Origin of the sequence: Paenibacillus sp. 102 (genome assembly GCF_039549175.1) — a bacterium.
GTDB lineage: Bacteria > Bacillota > Bacilli > Bacillales > Bacillaceae_G > Bacillus_A.
Map to the genome: position 1 here is coordinate 207,173 of NZ_JBCGHT010000004.1, position 17,769 is coordinate 224,941.

General features: G+C 35.8%; 17 protein-coding genes, 1 pseudogene and 1 riboswitch. Of the genes and pseudogenes, 4 read left to right on the top strand and 14 right to left on the bottom strand.

Annotated elements, in window-relative coordinates:
• Positions 1–82: 82 nt before the first annotated feature.
• Entirely contained in the window at positions 83–1,429 is a 1,347-nt protein-coding gene (locus AAIE21_RS13205; protein ID WP_343267201.1) for a short-chain fatty acid transporter, read from the top strand.
• Between the two features lie 60 nt (positions 1,430–1,489).
• Here the strand turns inward: AAIE21_RS13205 and AAIE21_RS13210 are convergent, their stop codons facing one another.
• The 3 genes from AAIE21_RS13210 to AAIE21_RS13220 all read right to left on the bottom strand — a co-directional run bounded on the left by AAIE21_RS13210 (position 1,490) and on the right by AAIE21_RS13220 (position 2,963).
• Entirely contained in the window at positions 1,490–1,846 is a 357-nt protein-coding gene (locus AAIE21_RS13210) for a group-specific protein (protein ID WP_343267202.1), read from the bottom strand.
• Positions 1,843–2,418: an NAD(P)H-dependent oxidoreductase gene (locus tag AAIE21_RS13215; RefSeq protein ID WP_343267203.1), complete on the bottom strand. Its 576-nt coding sequence runs from the start codon at positions 2,416–2,418 to the stop codon at positions 1,843–1,845. Before AAIE21_RS13215 ends, AAIE21_RS13210 begins: the two co-directional genes overlap by 4 nt.
• 284 nt (positions 2,419–2,702) lie before the next feature.
• Entirely contained in the window at positions 2,703–2,963 is a 261-nt protein-coding gene (locus AAIE21_RS13220; protein WP_174102483.1) for a hypothetical protein, read from the bottom strand.
• Between the two features lie 101 nt (positions 2,964–3,064).
• A riboswitch (SAM riboswitch) is annotated at positions 3,065–3,163 on the bottom strand.
• Positions 3,164–3,285: 122 nt separating this feature from the next.
• Between AAIE21_RS13220 and AAIE21_RS13225 the strand changes: the two are divergent.
• A pseudogene (locus AAIE21_RS13225) lies at positions 3,286–3,478 on the top strand (hypothetical protein).
• A gap of 34 nt (positions 3,479–3,512) precedes the next feature.
• Here AAIE21_RS13225 and AAIE21_RS13230 read toward each other — a convergent pair.
• The 7 genes from AAIE21_RS13230 to rraA form a co-directional block, all read right to left on the bottom strand.
• Entirely contained in the window at positions 3,513–4,235 is a 723-nt protein-coding gene (locus AAIE21_RS13230; RefSeq protein WP_343267204.1) for a YwiC-like family protein, read from the bottom strand.
• Between the two features lie 216 nt (positions 4,236–4,451).
• Entirely contained in the window at positions 4,452–5,171 is a 720-nt protein-coding gene (locus tag AAIE21_RS13235) for an ECF transporter S component (RefSeq protein WP_343267205.1), read from the bottom strand.
• The gene (locus tag AAIE21_RS13240; RefSeq protein ID WP_343267206.1) at positions 5,144–6,811 is read right to left on the bottom strand and encodes an ABC transporter ATP-binding protein; all 1,668 of its coding nucleotides are present in this window, start codon (positions 6,809–6,811) and stop codon (positions 5,144–5,146) included. The genes AAIE21_RS13235 and AAIE21_RS13240 overlap by 28 nt, the downstream gene beginning before the upstream one ends.
• Complete coding sequence (locus AAIE21_RS13245) at positions 6,784–7,662, bottom strand: energy-coupling factor transporter transmembrane component T (protein WP_343267207.1); 879 nt, start codon at positions 7,660–7,662, stop codon at positions 6,784–6,786. Before AAIE21_RS13245 ends, AAIE21_RS13240 begins: the two co-directional genes overlap by 28 nt.
• A 22-nt stretch (positions 7,663–7,684) precedes the next feature.
• Positions 7,685–8,533 carry a DUF4430 domain-containing protein gene (locus AAIE21_RS13250; protein ID WP_343267208.1) on the bottom strand — a complete coding sequence of 283 codons (849 nt, stop codon included), beginning with the start codon at positions 8,531–8,533 and terminating at the stop codon, positions 7,685–7,687.
• A gap of 55 nt (positions 8,534–8,588) precedes the next feature.
• Positions 8,589–10,499 carry a DUF4430 domain-containing protein gene (locus AAIE21_RS13255; protein WP_343267209.1) on the bottom strand — a complete coding sequence of 637 codons (1,911 nt, stop codon included), beginning with the start codon at positions 10,497–10,499 and terminating at the stop codon, positions 8,589–8,591.
• A gap of 389 nt (positions 10,500–10,888) precedes the next feature.
• A complete protein-coding gene (rraA, locus tag AAIE21_RS13260) occupies positions 10,889–11,374 on the bottom strand; it encodes a ribonuclease E activity regulator RraA (protein ID WP_343267210.1) in 486 nt (161 codons plus the stop codon).
• Between the two features lie 327 nt (positions 11,375–11,701).
• On the opposite strand from rraA, the gene AAIE21_RS13265 reads away from it, so the two are divergent.
• Positions 11,702–11,911 (top strand): hypothetical protein, encoded by a 210-nt coding sequence (locus AAIE21_RS13265; protein WP_343267211.1) that lies wholly within the window; start codon positions 11,702–11,704, stop codon positions 11,909–11,911.
• Positions 11,912–12,064: 153 nt separating this feature from the next.
• Here AAIE21_RS13265 and ybaK read toward each other — a convergent pair whose 3' ends face one another.
• Positions 12,065–12,538, bottom strand: a complete 474-nt coding sequence (gene ybaK / locus AAIE21_RS13270; protein WP_343267212.1) for a Cys-tRNA(Pro) deacylase — start codon at positions 12,536–12,538, stop codon at positions 12,065–12,067.
• Positions 12,539–12,959: 421 nt separating this feature from the next.
• Between ybaK and AAIE21_RS13275 the strand changes: the two genes are divergently transcribed.
• Positions 12,960–14,252: a histidine--tRNA ligase gene (locus tag AAIE21_RS13275; protein WP_343267213.1), complete on the top strand. Its 1,293-nt coding sequence runs from the start codon at positions 12,960–12,962 to the stop codon at positions 14,250–14,252.
• Between the two features lie 212 nt (positions 14,253–14,464).
• Here AAIE21_RS13275 and AAIE21_RS13280 read toward each other — a convergent pair whose 3' ends face one another.
• The 3 genes from AAIE21_RS13280 to AAIE21_RS13290 all read right to left on the bottom strand — a co-directional run bounded on the left by AAIE21_RS13280 (position 14,465) and on the right by AAIE21_RS13290 (position 17,661).
• Positions 14,465–15,451, bottom strand: a complete 987-nt coding sequence (locus AAIE21_RS13280; RefSeq protein WP_343267214.1) for an NAD(P)-dependent alcohol dehydrogenase — start codon at positions 15,449–15,451, stop codon at positions 14,465–14,467.
• A gap of 326 nt (positions 15,452–15,777) precedes the next feature.
• A complete protein-coding gene (locus AAIE21_RS13285; protein WP_343267215.1) occupies positions 15,778–16,740 on the bottom strand; it encodes an aromatic ring-hydroxylating dioxygenase subunit alpha in 963 nt (320 codons plus the stop codon).
• 216 nt (positions 16,741–16,956) lie between these two features.
• Positions 16,957–17,661 (bottom strand): hypothetical protein, encoded by a 705-nt coding sequence (locus AAIE21_RS13290; RefSeq protein WP_343267216.1) that lies wholly within the window; start codon positions 17,659–17,661, stop codon positions 16,957–16,959.
• Positions 17,662–17,769: the final 108 nt, after the last annotated feature.

Consider the following 17,769-nt stretch of genomic DNA (forward strand, 5'->3'; position numbering starts at 1 on the left):
TCTGAATCTTCAGTTTAATGAAGGTTATCCCTTTGCCCATAGCGAATATGTAAAAGAAAAAAACTTAAGGAGGTTGATTAATTTGTTTCGCTCTTTTACAAATGGCTGTGTTGCTCTTGTGCAGCGCTTTTTACCAGAGCCCTTTATTTTATCTTGTCTATTAACAATTTTTGTTATCTTCTTTGGCATGTTCGCTACGCAGCAATCGCCTGTAGAAATGATTGCTCATTGGGGAAATGGGATTTGGGGACTTTTAGCCTTCGCAATGCAAATGGCACTTGTACTCGTTACAGGTTCTGTATTAGCTAACGCTCCGCTCATTCGCAAAGGCTTAGCAAAAGCTGCACAATTACCAAAAACAAGTGGGCAAGGTATTATCGCTATTTCTATTGTTAGTTTACTTGGGGCATACATAAACTGGGGATTTGGCATTGTTGTGTCTGTTTTATATGCAAAGGAAGTTGCAAAACACATACAAAATTTAGATTATCGACTTGCCATCGCTTCTTCTTATTCTGGATTTCTTATTTGGCACGCGGGACTTTCTGCCTCGATTCCACTTACACTAGCATCTGGAGGAGAAACGTTAATCAAAACAACTGCTGGAAGTATAAAAGAAGCTATTCCCATAACAGAAACATTATTTTCACCGTATGCGCTCGTTCCTGTACTTATATTTTTAGTAACTATGCCACTTATAAATAAGGCGATGCATCCTGATGAAAATCATACGATTAAAGTGGATCCTAGCGTATTTCAGGAAGAAGCTGCAGCCCAAGAAGTAGAGGCCCAGACATTTGCTGAGAAAATGGAAAATAGCATTGGGATAACAGTATGCGTTGGACTATTAGGTCTTATTTATATTGTTCATTATTTTAGTACGAAAGGTTTCAATCTTACACTTGATATCGTTATTTTTATGCTGTTAATCGCTGGTCTTATTTTTCATCGTACTCCTATTCAATATATTCGCGCCTTTTCAGATTCAACGAAAAGCGCTTCTGGCATTCTACTCCAATTTCCATTTTACGCAGGAATTATGGGAATGATGATTGGAGCGAACAGCGAAGGTCTTTCACTTGGAGGAGCAATTTCTAATTTCTTTATTAGCATTTCGAGTGAAACCACCTTTCCTCTATTCACGTTTTTAAGCGCAGGAATTGTAAACATTTTCGTACCATCTGGAGGCGGTCAATGGGCTGTACAAGCCCCTATCATGATCCCAGCTGGCGCAGAACTTGGTGTACCTGCTGCGAAAACCGCAATGGCAATTGCTTGGGGAGATGCTTGGACGAACTTGATACAACCTTTCTGGGCATTACCTGCATTAGCAATTGCCGGTTTAGGTGCCCGCGATATTATGGGATTTTGTGTTGTTAACTTACTTTATGCAGGGGTAGTTATCGGTTTATGCTTTCTTTTCATCTAAATTTAAATCATTCAAAAAAGCTAGTTTTATACTAGCTTTTTTACATAATAACTATGAGATTTATCCATTGTTTTCTATACATCTTATTACCTTTCCCCATTCATCATATGAAAGATGTAATCTTCTATATGCAAATACCATTGTACAAACACTTTCAATCATCGAAGGATTTTCTCGGAGAAAATCCCATCTCAATACTTTAGGTAATTCGTACATCTTATACTCTTTACTTTCCTTAATAACCCCATCAACTTCCCGTTCACAAATTCCCATTACTAAATAATCCACTCTTAATTGTTGCTTCACCTTTTGAAACACTTCACTATGATGTTTCAATTGAAGTAAGCAAATTACATATGTACGAAACAATTCATCATTCCGATTACAGCATCTTATTATCATTTCTAGCTCATTCATAATTTTTCAGCCTTCTCTTTTATTTCTAAAAGCCACTTTTCACGTTTTGCTGCTTTACTTGTTTTTACAGACTGAAAGACAGATCGTTTGATTTGACGTATACCACAAAATCGTAAAATACCCTTTTTCATAATCACCCAATCAGCGGAGCGATATAAGAGTGCCACGTACCATAACGGCGAATCTAGAGTATTAATAACCCACGCCGTTTTCCCTGTAAGCAACCCTTTCGGCATTACCCCTTCATATTTATATGCAAACCCAGCAACAAAAACGCGATCAATAAATCCTTTTAAAATAGCTGGCATCCCCCACCACCAAATTGGATAAATAAAAATAAAAGAATCTGCCTCTTTGACTAATGTTCTGTATTTCTCTGTCTCTTCTTCATACGCTAAATCACGTCTTCTTTTATCTTCGTTAAAAATAAGTACTGGGTTAAATTGCTCCTTATAAAGATCGAGCAATGTAACCGAATGATCCGTTTCTTGCAGTCCTTTTTGGACATGTTCTAAAATGGATGCATTGAAGCTAGATGGATTAGGATGTGCATATATGATTAGTATGTTCACCTTCTTACAACACCTTTCCTTAAATTCCCTTTTGACTTTCTTTCGCATCCCATGCTATTCTAATACATGTCAAGTAGCAAGCCTATATGACAAACCAACTGACACCTACTCGGCGAAGGTGTCTCTTTTCATTTATAGCCGAATGAAATGCCTCTTTCAGGGCATATTCAACTTTTGACACTACACACTCAACACCATTCCCTTGTATCAGGCTGCTTTGGCAGTCTTTTACTCTACATACTTCTTTTAATTTTCAGATAAATTATAACATAAAAAAAGAGAGCCTAGCTCCCTTTTCTCGCCTTATAATATACCCCTTTTTCAGCATAGTGGTATTCATCATTAGCTAAAGTAATTTTCCCATCCAGTTTCAGTTCGTCTAATAGCCTTGATAAATAAAATTGGTGTAACATTTTTTTCGTGAATTTTCCTTCATGATGCGAAACGATATGTTCTTGAATATCTAATAGTGATATTGGTTTATCTTGTTCCATCATATATTCATATACTGCACTACGCAGCTTTACGTATTTTTCAAGTGTCACAGTACAATTGCAACCCCTTTCTTCTTATTCTGTTGTTTTTGAATCGGTTTTTTTGCAATAAAAAAACCTCTTCGATAAGAAGAAGTTACGTATATAGCTTCGTCTTATCTCCCAGAACAAATATGTTCTGCTGGAATTAGCACCTGCATCGCGGTTGCTGGGTTTCATCGGGCCAGTCCCTCCACCTCTCTGGATAAGAAAATATTCACTTTATATCTTACTATAGCTATTTTTATTACAATTGTCAAACAACATACAATAAGTTATATTTTCTTTCCTAACGCCCATACTAAAATTGTATGTAAAAAAGGAGGAATTTATGATGGATAAAAATGCCCGCGGATACGTTCAAGATTCATTCCATTCGCTGCAAGAAGCAAAGAATTGTTTAGAACATGCATTACAAACAGTCGAAAAGAGCGATAATCGGGAGCGCAATCGAACAATCTCTACAAGCTGTGGAACATGCATTACAAAAATGTAATCACACGGTTGATATTTTAGAACAAAAATAAATATCGCCCACCTCTTTACGAGATGGGCAATACCTCAAATGGCATACTGCAACAGTATTGCCGTCACAATTAAAAAATATACAGAATTAACGATTTCTAAAACCCCAACTTTTAATATAGATATTTTTTTACCATACAATACGATTGCACGAACTAGGCTCGGTATAAATACAAGAGAAATCAATGGATTTACTACGAAAGAAGCAATGATTAAGAAAATATGGTAGCCCCATGAGACATAGCGATAAGTAGGATTGTTCTTTTCACGTATCATTGTTTTCACATAAAATGTACTACCTAAGAAATAAAGGAAAGAAACAGCCGCAATCCACCATGCTGTCCCATCAATTGTCTTCATCGAAAAATAATAACTAATCAAACCACCAATGCAGAAAACAAGTATCGCACAAATGTCATTTACTAATGCTCGTTCCTTTTTTTGACGGGCAAAGTATATATTTACGATAAAGAGCGGAATCATCGTAACCGTGAATAAAAGAATTTTCCATTCATATAGTAAAGATACGCTCCCGAAAACACATGCAATAACAAAATAAATAATGGCTGCGTGTAAAAATTCTTTCTTTCGTGTTTGCTTCATGTACATTAAAAATGGATACGTTGCTAAATAGATAAATAACCAAGCTAGAAAGAGTGGAATATGATAGACTGTAGGTTTACCAAGTAGAACACTAAGTAGAAACGGAATCAGCAGCATTCCCCATGCACCATGCTGCTTTGGAACAACTAGCTTCATGAATATTACATCTCCTCTTTGAAAACCTTTCTCATTTCCTATTATATAAGAAGTTCCATACGAAAGTTGAATACATTAAAACAATTTTTTGACATTTTCTAAACCAAAGTATCATTATAAAAAAATGCTTCTCACCAATGGTAAGAAGCATGAAAGAGGCAAACGAATATGTAAGTCGCGATCCTACCTTATATTCTTATGCTTTATGATACATGCTTATGCTTTGTTTCCGTGAGATAATAGCTCTTCATCATCTAAAATTCCATATTTCTTTTTAAACCTCGTAATGATTTTAATCCATGATGAGCTAAACAAAACAAGAAAAATCACATTTGAGAGTGCATGAGCTAGATCAAAGTAAAAACTTGCAGCGTAGTATGCAATAAAATCTTTCCATGTTAATCCTTCTAAAAAGCCAAGTATCCCCCATAAGTTCATAATCCAGCCAAAAACAAACCCTGCTATGAACCCATAGATGACTCTCCCCCATAACTTTTTCATGATAAATGTGTTTCGAAGTAAACCAGCTAGAAAGCCTATCATTCCCCAAGAAAACACTTGCCAAGGTGTCCAAGGTCCTTGTCCTATAAATATATTAGATACAAGTGCTGCTGTTGCCCCAATCATAAAACCTGTCTCACTTCCAAACACAATTGCAGATACAATAATAACAAAAGAAGTTGGTTGCACACTCGGCAAAAGAGAAAATGGTACACGACTAACTGCCGCTATTGCTGCTAAAACAGCTACAATGACTATTTCACGTGAAACAAATGCTTTCCTTTCAAATCGTATATAGAAAGGTAACATAATAATGAACAATAAAAATAAACTACACCAAATAAAATATTCATCTGTTACAAAGGAAGTAAACAGAAGTGTACTTATTACAAGAATGAAAATAAGCATTATGAGAGCAAAATATCGTTTGGACACGCTTTATACACATCCTCCCACGTTAATGCATAAGGTAATTGCTTACGAATAAAACGATTAATAGATGTTGTATAAAAGAAATTATCACTAAAAAATTTCTTTGGTGCATCATCCATAATGACCTTCCCGTCAAATAACATCATACAATGATCAACATATTTAGCTGCAAATTCAATGTCATGTGTGGCCATCACAATTGTTGTTCCTTCCTTTTGTAACTCTTGAAACAGCTCACCTAATCTTTCTTTTTTCTCTGGATCCAGTCCTTTTGTCGGTTCATCTAGTAATAATAAGCTTGGCTTCGATAACAAGGTCGTGCATAGTGCAATTAACTGTTGTTCTCCCCCGCTACAATCATGCGGATGACGATCGCGAATGGAATAAAGCCAAAATCGTTTTAACATCTCTTCTGCAAGTTCTTTCCCTCTATCACCATATAATTCATTTGCTCTTTCAAACACTTCATCCCACACCGTCTCAAATGTAAAATGATAATATGGATGTTGTGATACAAATCCGATTTTTTCAAATCGTTCCTTGGAATTCATTTTATGAATTTCCGTTCCGTTCCACCGTACTTTTCCTCTTCTAGGTTTATTTAATCCTGCTAATATAGTTAAAAGTGTTGATTTTCCTGTACCATTTTTTCCAACAAGCACAGTCCACTTGCCTTGTTCAATCGATAGCGTTAAATCTTGTAAAATAAACGAGCTATTTTTTTCATATTGAAAAGATATATGTTTTGCTTGTAAAATCACTTCTTTTGTTTCTGCCTGTGATATAGCCGGTACTTCATGTTCGATTGGTAACTCGGAATGAATTTGTATTTGTGCCTCCCTTACCGTAAATGGAATTTTCTTTTTCTCTATATTCCATTCTAAAAACAACCTTGGAATTTGAGGGATAAACGATCGAGATTCTTCTAATGCCCACATTTTTGATATAACATGTTGCGGAGTGCCATCATATATAATTTTTCCAGCATCCATAAACACAACTCGAGTTGCTAGTGGAATGACTTCGTCTAAACGATGTTCACTCATGATAATTGTAATCCCAAGTTCTTCGTTAATCCGTTTCAATAATCCTAAAAAATCTTTTGCTGCAATTGGATCAAGCTGCGCTGTCGGTTCATCAAGCAGTAACAATTTAGGCTGCAGCACAAGAACTGCCGCTAAATTAACAAGTTGTTTTTGTCCCCCCGATAATGTGTGAACAGACTGGTGTAATAAATCTTGAAACCCTAAAAAGCTAATTAACTCAGCAATTCTCTTTTGGATGACTTTTGTTTCTAAACCAATATTCTCAAGAGAAAATGCCAATTCTTGAATAACCGTATCCATAACAAGTTGATTTTCTGGATTTTGAAATACCATTCCGACTTCTTGCGCTGATAATAAATCAGGCATCTCGAGTAAAGAAGCTCCATTATAATACATACTACCTGTGCGCTTTCCAATCGGAAGTAACTCTTTCTTAAAATGTTTCAAAAGCGTTGTCTTGCCACATCCTGAGCGTCCAGCTAGCACAATAAATTCACCTTGAGAAACCGTTAAAGAAACACCTGTTAGCGCTTGTACATTTTCATCTGCATACATAAAAGTTAAGTCTTTTATTTTTGCATGCGCCACCATAACCATTCCCTCCCTTCCATTAGGATTGGTAAACTAATAAATAGTAAAAATAAAACGAATAGTATTCCATCATATTGCTGAAATACAAGTGATTCCACTCTTGGATAGATTGATAATTTGCCAGCGCCGTAATAATTGAGCACAAAACTGCTTAGTAATAAAACCACTAAAGACGCAAGTATATACCAATCTTGTCCCCCCATGCGATACCGTATATATGTACTACGCTTTGTCACTCCAAACCCACGCGCTTGCATGGAATCTGCAGTTTGTAATGCATCTTCTAAAGAACAAACAAGTAACACCTGCAAAAGTTTCATTCCATTTTTGATTCTCCCTATGAATGGGCCTGAATCTAATTGAACACCTTTTGTTTTCTGAACAAGTGTAATTTGTCTTAAACGCCGGATAAATAAAGGAACAAAACGCACTGTGATCATTGTCAATAGCGCAACTTTCGGTGAAACCCGTGAAAACAAGTACAAAAATTTATGACTTGAAATAATATCATTGTAAGAAGTAAATGTGAACATAATAGCAAGTAATAATAACCCCATGATGAGTCCATACATGCATGCTTCTAATGTGATTCGATTATCTCCTAAGCGAAATAATGTAGTAGCTCCCCTATGTGTTAGCAAAGGGTTCAGCACGATAACCATCAAAAAGAAAATGAACGTACTCGGCACCATTCTTCTTATTCTCTCACCGTTTCCTTGCATAACGTTCAATAGTACCATCAGAATAATTGCACCAATTAAAAAAAGAGGGTGAAGACACACCATACATAGTATCATCACCCCAATATAATAGAAAAAATTCACAAAAGGATGTAAAGAAGAAAAGATAATTTTCATAACCTTTACCTAAAGTCCTTCCCTAATTTGATACATACACCCATTCGATTTTATCTCCTGGTTTCACTTTATATGCACCTGCACTTCGGTTTGGAAACGTACCATTTACACGATACTTCCATCCACTTTTTGGCCCTCTGTCAAATTCATATAAATCATTGATTCCTTTTACATATTTACTATTTCCTGATCCAGTTGAATCAATCTCCAATCCCGTATCTTTTAGTACATCAAAAACTGTAGGCTCTCCTTGGACATCTACTTTCTTTACACCTAATACATAACCTTGATCACCACGTACAGAAATGGTAACTTGCTGATTCTGTGGTTCCGGCTTTAGTTCGGTTTTTGGCACTACCGATTTCGGTTCAGGTTGAGGTTCTGGCTTTGGTACTACTTTAGGTTCTGGATCTTTCGGATATTCTTGCTTTGGCGTTTCTTTCGGCTGGTTAACTACTTTAGCCTCTTCTTTTACTTCTGGCTTTACTTCTGTTTTTTCTTCTGTCTTTGTTTCTGGCGCTTTCTTTACCTCAGCGTTTTCTTGCTGTGTTTTTGGTTGTTCCGGCGCTTTTTGCTGAGCAGATGGTTCTTGGTCTTTTTTCTCTTCTTGTTTTACTTCAGGTTGTTCTTGCTGTTTTTGTTCTTGATTATCTTTTGGCTGTTCTTGCTCTTCTGGTTGCTTTTGTTCGGCAGCTGTTTTTTGCGATTCTTCCTGTTTACTTTCTTCTTTCTGTTCTTCTTGTTTTTCCTTATCTTTTTGTTCTGTTTGCTTTGATACCACTTGTTGCTCAGGTTTTGATTCATTTTGACTACATCCAACAAGCAATCCAAATGAGAGAACAAATGAGAGTAACCACTTCATCATACTCATGTTTTCCTCACCTTTCTTCAAAAAATTAGGAGCAAATCATTGCTCCTAATTTTCGTTAAGCTGCTTTTCGTCTCCATAAAACATATGCTGAAGCGATGCATAATACGCCCATCCCTACTGGCATAGCAGTATCCCAGGCAGACGCTCCTGTTTTTGGTAACTGACGGTTTATTGCAGTTTTTTCATTATTTACTGTTTTATTTTTCGTAACAACACGAGAGCTCTCATCATGTGTTTGTTCCTGCGGTTTTTGAATCACTTCTTGCTTTTCAATCACCTTTGGTTCGTCTACTACAGGTTTTTTCGGCTCTTCAACTGAAGTTTTATCATTTCCAGTCAATGGATTTGTCCAATCATATATAGAGCCTTTTCCATCTACAAATGCCTTATATTGAACGAGCGCTAAAAATGCTTGTTCAGTAGCCATACCATTACCTTCTTCATCGCTTGGTAACCATTTAAATTCACCATTTGCAAGTTGATATGACAGTAAATTGTGAACTGCATTTACATGATTTTTAGTGAACACTTCACCAGTTGGATCGATTCCTGTAATAGCAAGTCCAATAATTGCTTGCGAAACACTGTTAGAATTTTCTTGACCATCAGCTTCAAATCCGCCAGTGCTTAATTGTTTATTTGCTACATACTGCACTGCTTTGTCTAAAGCTTGTTTTACCTCTGGTTGTTTTTGATATGGTGCTAATGCTGATAACACCATACCTGTTACATCAATATTACTTGCTTCTTCTTTACCGCTTCCAACACTATACGTCCAGCCACCATCTGTATGCTGCGCATTTAAAATCTCTTTTACTAAAGCAGCACGATTCCATTTCGCTCCAGCTGGCACTTCGTATTTTTTCGTATCAAGTGCAAGTAAAGCAAATGTATAACCAGTAACAGAATTTAGTTTTTCAGATTGGTACAATTCTTGTACTAAATTTTTCCCTGCAACATTCGTTGGATTCCCATTTACCGCTGATACCGCTAAAACAGTTCTTGCTATATCTGTCGCATTAAATCGATTCACACGCTTTTCCACTGTTTGTGTTAAAGATTGTAAATAACTAATCTTTGTTTCAGTTGGAATATTATATCCTGAACGAGCAAGTGCAATTGCTACCCAATCACTATCAATTCCATCTTCCATCATTTTTTTTGATGTTTTTGCAATCGCTAGATTTAGTTGCTTCATTAGCAATTCATTTTTGATTGGTTCTTTCAACTCATGGGGCTTTTGTCCATCTGGCTTCTGCTCTTCTGGTTTTTGTTCCTCAGGTTTTTGTCCATCTGGCTTTTGTTCTTCTGGTTTTTGTTCCTCAGGCTTTTGCTCTTCTGGCTTTTGTTCCTCAGGCTTTTGTCCATCTGGCTTTTGCTCTTCTGGCTTTTGTTCCTCAGGCTTTTGTCCATCTGGCTTTTGCTCTTCTGGTTTTTGTTCCTCAGGCTTTTGTCCATCCGGCTTTTGCTCTTCTGGTTTTTGTTCTTCTAGGTTAGTTGTATCTGGATCTTTTTTACAAGTTCCAATCTTATCGAGCACCTGTTGCAATGTTTCTGTACTCATGTTGTTCCAATCTACAACAAAACGAAATGCAACAACATCTCCAGGTTCTAATTTATAACTATCTGCTCCTACCATGGCAGCTTTATCATTTACATCATATGTCCATCCACTTGTATCACCAGCCATTAAACCGTCAATACCTTTAACATAGATACCATATTTCGTGTTCTCAGCTGTTACTTTCGTCCCCATAACTTTTTGTAACAAACTATAGGCTGTTTCCCCATCTTCAATTGACACTTCTTTCGGACATAGAATAACTCCTTTTTGCGATTCCCCAATGATCGCAAGTGTTGCTGTTTTACCTTCAGCAAACGTAATATGTACAGTATTTGTGAATGAAACAAATACTAATGCAACTGCCATTATCGACGTAAGCAGCCATTTTTTTATCATTGCCATCCTCACTAATTCCTCCCTTTGCTTACTTATACATAAAAAAGGCCCTTCAAGGGCATGCAATCATAGCACTTTCTACTGTTAGTACTACAAAAAAACGCAACACCTCCCTTTATCCAAGTAAGTAGCGATTGGATTTGTATAGGAAAGATCATTCAGCTTATGAATGTAGCATTGTGATAACATTCACTTACAGTAACATTCCAAATTCGATTTCCTACTAACTTTTCTTTTCAAAGTTGTTGAAAAAACAATCACCTATACATTCAGCACATTATAAATTTCTGTATTATTTTACTATTGACACGAGATTTTGTCTATGTTTTCACTGATTTATTTTCTATGAATAAGAGTCTATTGCATAAAACTATAAAGCTTCTATTATATAGATACTATAGGTTACTATGAATCGGTTGTTCGCATATAATAACACCATCTTCATCTACATACACATAATGATCTGGAATCCACTCAATTGCTCCAAACTGTAAAGGGATTTCTTTTTTTCCCTTTCCCTCTTTTCTACTTTTCTTCGGTATTGTACCTAATGCTAAAATACCAATGTTTATATTTCGCAGTTCCTTAGAATCACGAACATATCCATACACAATAATACCTGCTAATTTGCGCTCTTCTGCAATGCTTGCCAAATTATCTCCAAGTAGTGCACAATTTGTAGACCCCTCTCCATCAACTACTAAAACGGTTCCCTCTGGTAAAGTTTGCAGCGCTTCCTTTACTAATACATTATCATCTTTCACTTTAACCGTCGCAATCTTTCCATGAAATTGTTCTTTCTTTCCGTATGATTGAAAAATTGGCTTACATACTTGTACTTCACCTTCAAAAGCATCACAAAGATCTGTTGTTTTCCACATTTTTCTCCCTCTTTCCTATTTTATATATTACATATTCTTGTCGTTTTATTTTTCACCTGTCTTATATTGCAAAATTTTGTATACTATAGTTTTCCCTCCTGCATAATATTTCAAATTCTGTACATACTATATACAGGCTGGTGAACAGCTTTAATCCAATTTGTAGTACCTATAATCTTTTCTCCCTTTCCCTGGGGCTGAGCAGTTAGCTTTTGCTAGCTGCTCTTTTGTTTTTTTAATTATCAATGCTGAACTATTATGTAGTCATGAGTGAATATGACAACCTTTCCTTGTAATATTCTTTTATAAAAGAATAAGGGTGTGACAATGTTGAATAGAAAAAACGATCAAATTATTGTTTATATAATTAAAGGTTCAACAATTAAAAAGTTTTTAATCTTAGATTTAGTTACTGGAACAGGAATTTATTATGTAGTCAAATTCATTTCTTCAAGTGTATTAATTGCATTTATTGGCAGTATCATGGGAACCGAAGGCATTAAGAAGATACCGAAATTCCAAAATAATACGAATTAGTTTTCAGTAACTAGTCCCACCATCTTCACTCCAGTAAGAAGAGCAGGCATTCTCAATTAACATAATAAAAAAAGAGCCAAATGGCTCTTTTTATTACATTCCAGTACATGGATTTATTATACCTCCAACTCAGTCACCAGAATTCGTAATATACTACTCAACTACAATATCATGCACTTCAAAGCGAATGATTTTTTTCAAGTCTTCTAATCCCAATTCAACTTGATATCCTATCTTCCCTGCACTAAAAATAATGGTTTCAAATTCAATAGCATTTTTATCAATGACAGTTTGAAAATATTTTTTCATTCCAACCGGTGAACAGCCACCATGAATATAGCCAGTGAGCGAGAGTAAATCTTTTGATTTCAGCATACTGATTGACTTTTCACGAACACTAGCAGCAGCTTTTTTCAAATCTAATTCTTTATTTACAGGTACAACAAAAACGTAGTGCTGTCCTGATTTCCCTGTCGTTACTAATGTTTTAAATACTTGATCGGGAGATTGTCCCAATACTAACGCAACATCAATTCCACTAATTGCATCAGTATCTGCATAACTATAATGCTTATAATCGATTTTCTTCTTATCTAACAACCGCATGACATTCGTTTTGTACTCCATAATAATAAAGTCCTCCTGTGACAAATTGACGCTTGTTATTTTATATAAAATGACTAAAACGCCATTTTCAATATATAAATATTGTATCTTATTTCTCTATTTTTTACCAAGTAGTGGAAAGTGACTAAGCACTATATAGATTTCCTAACTCCATGTACAGGGTAATAAATTCCCCTTTTTCAAAAAACATTGATATTTCAAAAATCTTTTGTTATACTTTTGAAAAAACTTAAGGAGAGATTATTCATGTTTAATTTTACTACTTCTTTCCAACTTCATCATCATACATAACGCCGTGTATCCGAAGAAAATTTTCTTCGTGGGTACAGGGCTTTTCCTGTTACCCACGAAGCGTTCATAAAGCTATGTGGGTATTTTTATACCTGCATAGCTTTTTTTAATTTAAAAAGGAGTGATTCAAATGGATGTAAGAAATGTAAAAGGAACGAAAGATTATTTACCCGAGGAACAGTTATTGCGAAGTAAAATTAAGCGTGCTTGTGAAGAAACTTTTGAACGATATGGCTGTAAACCACTTGAAACAGCTACTTTAAATATGTATGAACTGATGGCCTACAAATATGGGGGCGGTGCTGAAATTTTAAAAGAAATGTATACACTACGCGATCAGGGAAATCGTGAACTCGCACTTCGGTATGATTTAACAATCCCGTTTGCAAAAGTAGTAGCAATGAATCCGGATATTCGTTTACCCTTTAAACGCTATGAAATCGGAAAAGTCTTTCGTGATGGACCGATAAAACAAGGAAGGTTCCGTGAATTTATTCAATGTGACGTTGATATAGTTGGCGTAGGATCTGTTATTGCTGAAGCTGAATTAATGGCTATGGCCTTTGATCTTTTCAAAACTTTAAACTTAGATGTTACCATTCAATATAATAATCGTAAGTTATTAACAGGTATCCTTAAATCAATTGAAATTCAAGATGAACAAACAAACGATGTTATTTTATCATTAGATAAACTTGAAAAGATTGGGATTGATGGCGTACGAAAAGATTTACAAAGCCGTGGAATCATAAATGACACTGTAGAGGTTGTTTGTAATACCGTTGAATCTTGTATGACATTAGAGCTTGATGAGTTTAAACAGACTTTCTCAAATTCACTTGTTACAGATGGAATCAACGAACTACAGCAATTACAGCAATACCTACTCGCACTTGGTTCCCAAAAAAATACTATTTTTAATCCATTCCTAGCAAGAGGGCTTACAATGTATACAGGCACAGTTTATGAAATCTTTTTAGCAGATGGAAGTATCACTTCAAGTATTGGTAGTGGTGGACGTTATGATAATATAATTGGAGCCTTTCGTAAGGATAATACCTCTTATCCAACAGTAGGAATTTCCTTTGGCTTGGATGTTATTTATACAGCTCTTGAGCAAAAAGAAACGGAATCTACTTCTGCTGATATTTTCATTATTCCTATTGGAACGGAAACGAAATGCTTACAAATAGCAGAGCAATTACGTTCTACTAGTACAATGAGGATTGAACTTGAACTTGCCGACCGTAAACTAAAGCGAGCTCTTAATTACGCAAATAAAGAGAATATTCCTTACGTGCTTATTATTGGTGAAACTGAACTCTCTACGGAAACCATTGTTTTACGTAATATGAAGGAAGGTACCGAATTAACCCTTCCCCTATCTTGCGTTAAAGATGGAACTTTAAAGGACTATTTATAAAAAAGTGGCCCACTAAAAAGTTAAGCCGTTCTCTTTTAGAGTCCCCACAACTATAGAAATAGAGATAATAGCAGAGCAATTCGCACATGAATTCGCTCTGCTTTTTTATTGTTATATCAATGCTTTGTATACTTAAAGCGTTTTGATGAAGGGCGTGTCAATTTTACATTTTCTAAAACTGAAAAACCTTAATTCGGAGCATTCTTCATGTATTATGATTTGTTGTGAGATTCCACATTTATAACGACATTTCCCTTCTTGTGTCCTTTCTCGACATATCTATGAGCTTCCACAATCTCTTCCAATGCATAGCACCTATCAATGACCGCTTTTATCCTCCCTGTCTCAACAAGCTCTTTAAGGAAGTCTAATGCTTCGGAAGTTTCAGGTGAATTTTGACCTAATATGAGTTTCTTGCTGCTTGTCAATTTAGTCCACAGCATTCGAACACTTGGCAACGGTTCAACGATATTTATATAAGTACCGCCCTTCTTTAACAATTTGATACAATCTGAAAACGAGCTCTTGTTTACCGCTTCAAAGATAACATCATACGTCTCGTCTGTAGTAGAAAAATCTTTTGCGGTGTAATCAATTACCTTGTCGGCTCCCAAAGATTTTACCAATTCTAAATTTGTGTTACTGCACACCCCTGTAACGTTTGCTCCGAAATACTTGGAAATCTGTACTGCATAACTTCCTACACTTCCAGAAGCACCATAAACAAGAACATTTTGACCGCTCTGAACGTTGGTTTTTCTAAGAAAAAACAAAGCTGTGCGTGCCCCAATTGGAATGGCAGCGGCTTCCTCATAGTTTATATTAGATGGTTTAATAGATACCGCTCCATCTTCAGGCAAACAAATATACTCGGCGTAAGAACCAAAGCCCACTTGGGTAGCCGCAAAAATCTGGTCTCCTTCCTTGAACCGCTTGACATCTTTCCCTACTGACTCAACTTCTCCTGCTAACTCCATTCCTAATATTCGTTTTTTAGGTTGATTAAAACCAAGTGTTATTTGAGCAGGTAGCCAAACAGAACGAGGAACTGTAAAACTCCGTGACCGAATATCTCCTGCTGTTACAGTTGTCGCTTTTATTTTGACCAGTATTTCATTTTGCTTAGGAACAGGTTTCTCTACCTCTTTCAGTTGAAGAACGTCGGGGGCACCGTACTTTGTGTACACAATTGCTTTCATTAACCTTCCTCCAATTCATTTACTAATATCATACGAATAACATGAATAAATAGAACACTGGTTCACTCTTCAATAATTGGTCTAAACTAGAATGTTCTATTAATTAAAATATGTATTTAAATCATACATATTTCTCTTCAACAAAATGCTAAAAGCAGTGTGATTTCACTTGCGAAATCCACTGCTTTTATACTTGTTTTTATATTTTCTTTTCCCTATGCGGATACCTTAAAAGAGAATGGCTTACTAAAAGATGGCCTCTTTTTTATACACAGTCTTTTACCTATAATCGCAAATGAAGTTTACATAACATATTTATGATATACTCATTTATCTAAATAACAAGTTCGTTCTTCACTTGTTAAAAATTGAAACCATCTCTGTCTAAACTTAATTTGCGCTGCATCTGCGTATACATGCACCTCCATTTTCAAAGCTTCTGGAATTGGTCTTGGGTGCTGACTTTCTACTACCACTTGATCTTCTTGAAGAACTTTCAAACTATACCGGCTAAAAATTGTATGTAGGAACGGCATTTTTTTCGCAAAGTTTCTACCTGCTAATCCAAAAATCATTGTTTCTTCTTCATCTATCGGTGTAAAAGTTACAAAATTAATAAACTTCTTGTTTATCCCCTCTAAGGGCTTTAACAGCCATTGCTGAGGAAACTTATAACATAAATAAGCCTCACCATTTTTCAAGGAAAATGCATCTAAATTACCTTCAATTTGCAATTCTTCTAACTCAGGGTTTGTGCCTTTCCCAATTGTATTCTTATGAACAAAACTTAAATGGACAACATCTAGTACACTTTCTACAACTCTTGTAAAGTGAGCATTCCAAGTCGCTTTATACGGTGAAAATACAAAACCTGTATCCTCAACTTCCTCAAATAGTTCCAATACCGGTAATTCCTCATCGCTCACCTCACAGTCTGGATATACCCAAATCAGTCCAGCTTTTTCAATTACAGGATAAGACTTCGTGTGTGCAAATTTTGGTATCGGTTTCGAAGGCTGCGATGGAATGCATACACAAGTACCTCCTCCATCAAACTCCCATCCATGGTATGCACATGTTACTCTCCCTTTTCTAATGGAACCAAGAGATAAATCTGCCCCGCGGTGAGGACAATACGCATGTACTGCTTGTATGTTATGATTCGCATTACGAAATAAAACTAATTCTTTTCCTACTATTCTTCTCTTTATCGGCTGACTCGTAACATCCTTTGAAAAACAGACAGCATACCAGGTACACGGGAACATCCGATTTATATTATCGTCCATATGTGCCTCCTCCGTCGCTCTAAAACTAGTATTTTTACATTGGATATCCATTTTATAGTATGAGCATTTGAGCTTTAACAGTACTCCGACAGAAGTCCTCTTCCTCAAGCGCGTGCAGGACATAGTCTAGTGGTAGGGAGGGGTCATTCACTAGACACAAATAAAAGAAGAAACCTATATTGTTTCTCCTTTTCCATAAAATATTCTATTTTGTCCTCAAAGTTTGTTTAATAATTGATTTAAATCTTGCTTCGTTTTCGTCGTTAACGATTTTATTCGTTTCATATCTATTTTTTCTTTTTCAGCTGCGACAATTAAAGGGTACATACTTTGTCCAATCGTTTTATAATCAGTTGGATGAGTCGCTTCTAACTCTTTTTCGATTACATCCCATTTTTCATTAATTTGCTTTCCTAGCTTATTCACTGTATCTAGCTTAGGGTTTGCAGCTAATTGTTTATCTAAACTGTCAATAAGTTGCGCAACTGCTTTTACATTTGTTTTCACAGCCACACTTTTATTTGTATCTTTCGTTGCAGTTTTTCCGTTCGTAGATTGTTCTGTTGTTTTTGTACTTGTTTCTTTTTCTGTCGTTTTTCCACCTGTAGTTTGGTCATTTGCTTTCGTATTTGTTTCTTTTTCCTTCGTTTTCTCATTTGTTGTTTTAGCATTACTCTCCGTTCCAGACGATTCTTTGGAGTTCTTTTGATCTTTCTCTGTTTTTTCATTAGTAGATGTGTTTGTTTCTTTTTCATCGTTTTTCGTTGCAGATGTTTCATCAGCATTCGTTGTTTTTGCTTCTTCTTGTGCGTTCGTTTGTTCCTTTTTCACTTGATCTTTTTCTGCGGAGGGACTACAAGCTGTAACGGAGAGCATTGTACCAATTGCTATTGATGCAATTGTGATTTTTTTCATTTTCATAAAAAGCCTCCTATATTTACAATTTTATCCTCCCTTTTACGATTCTATTTATCCATAAAAATCCCTTTTTGCTCTAACTCTCATCTTTCCGACAGAAATCTTCATATC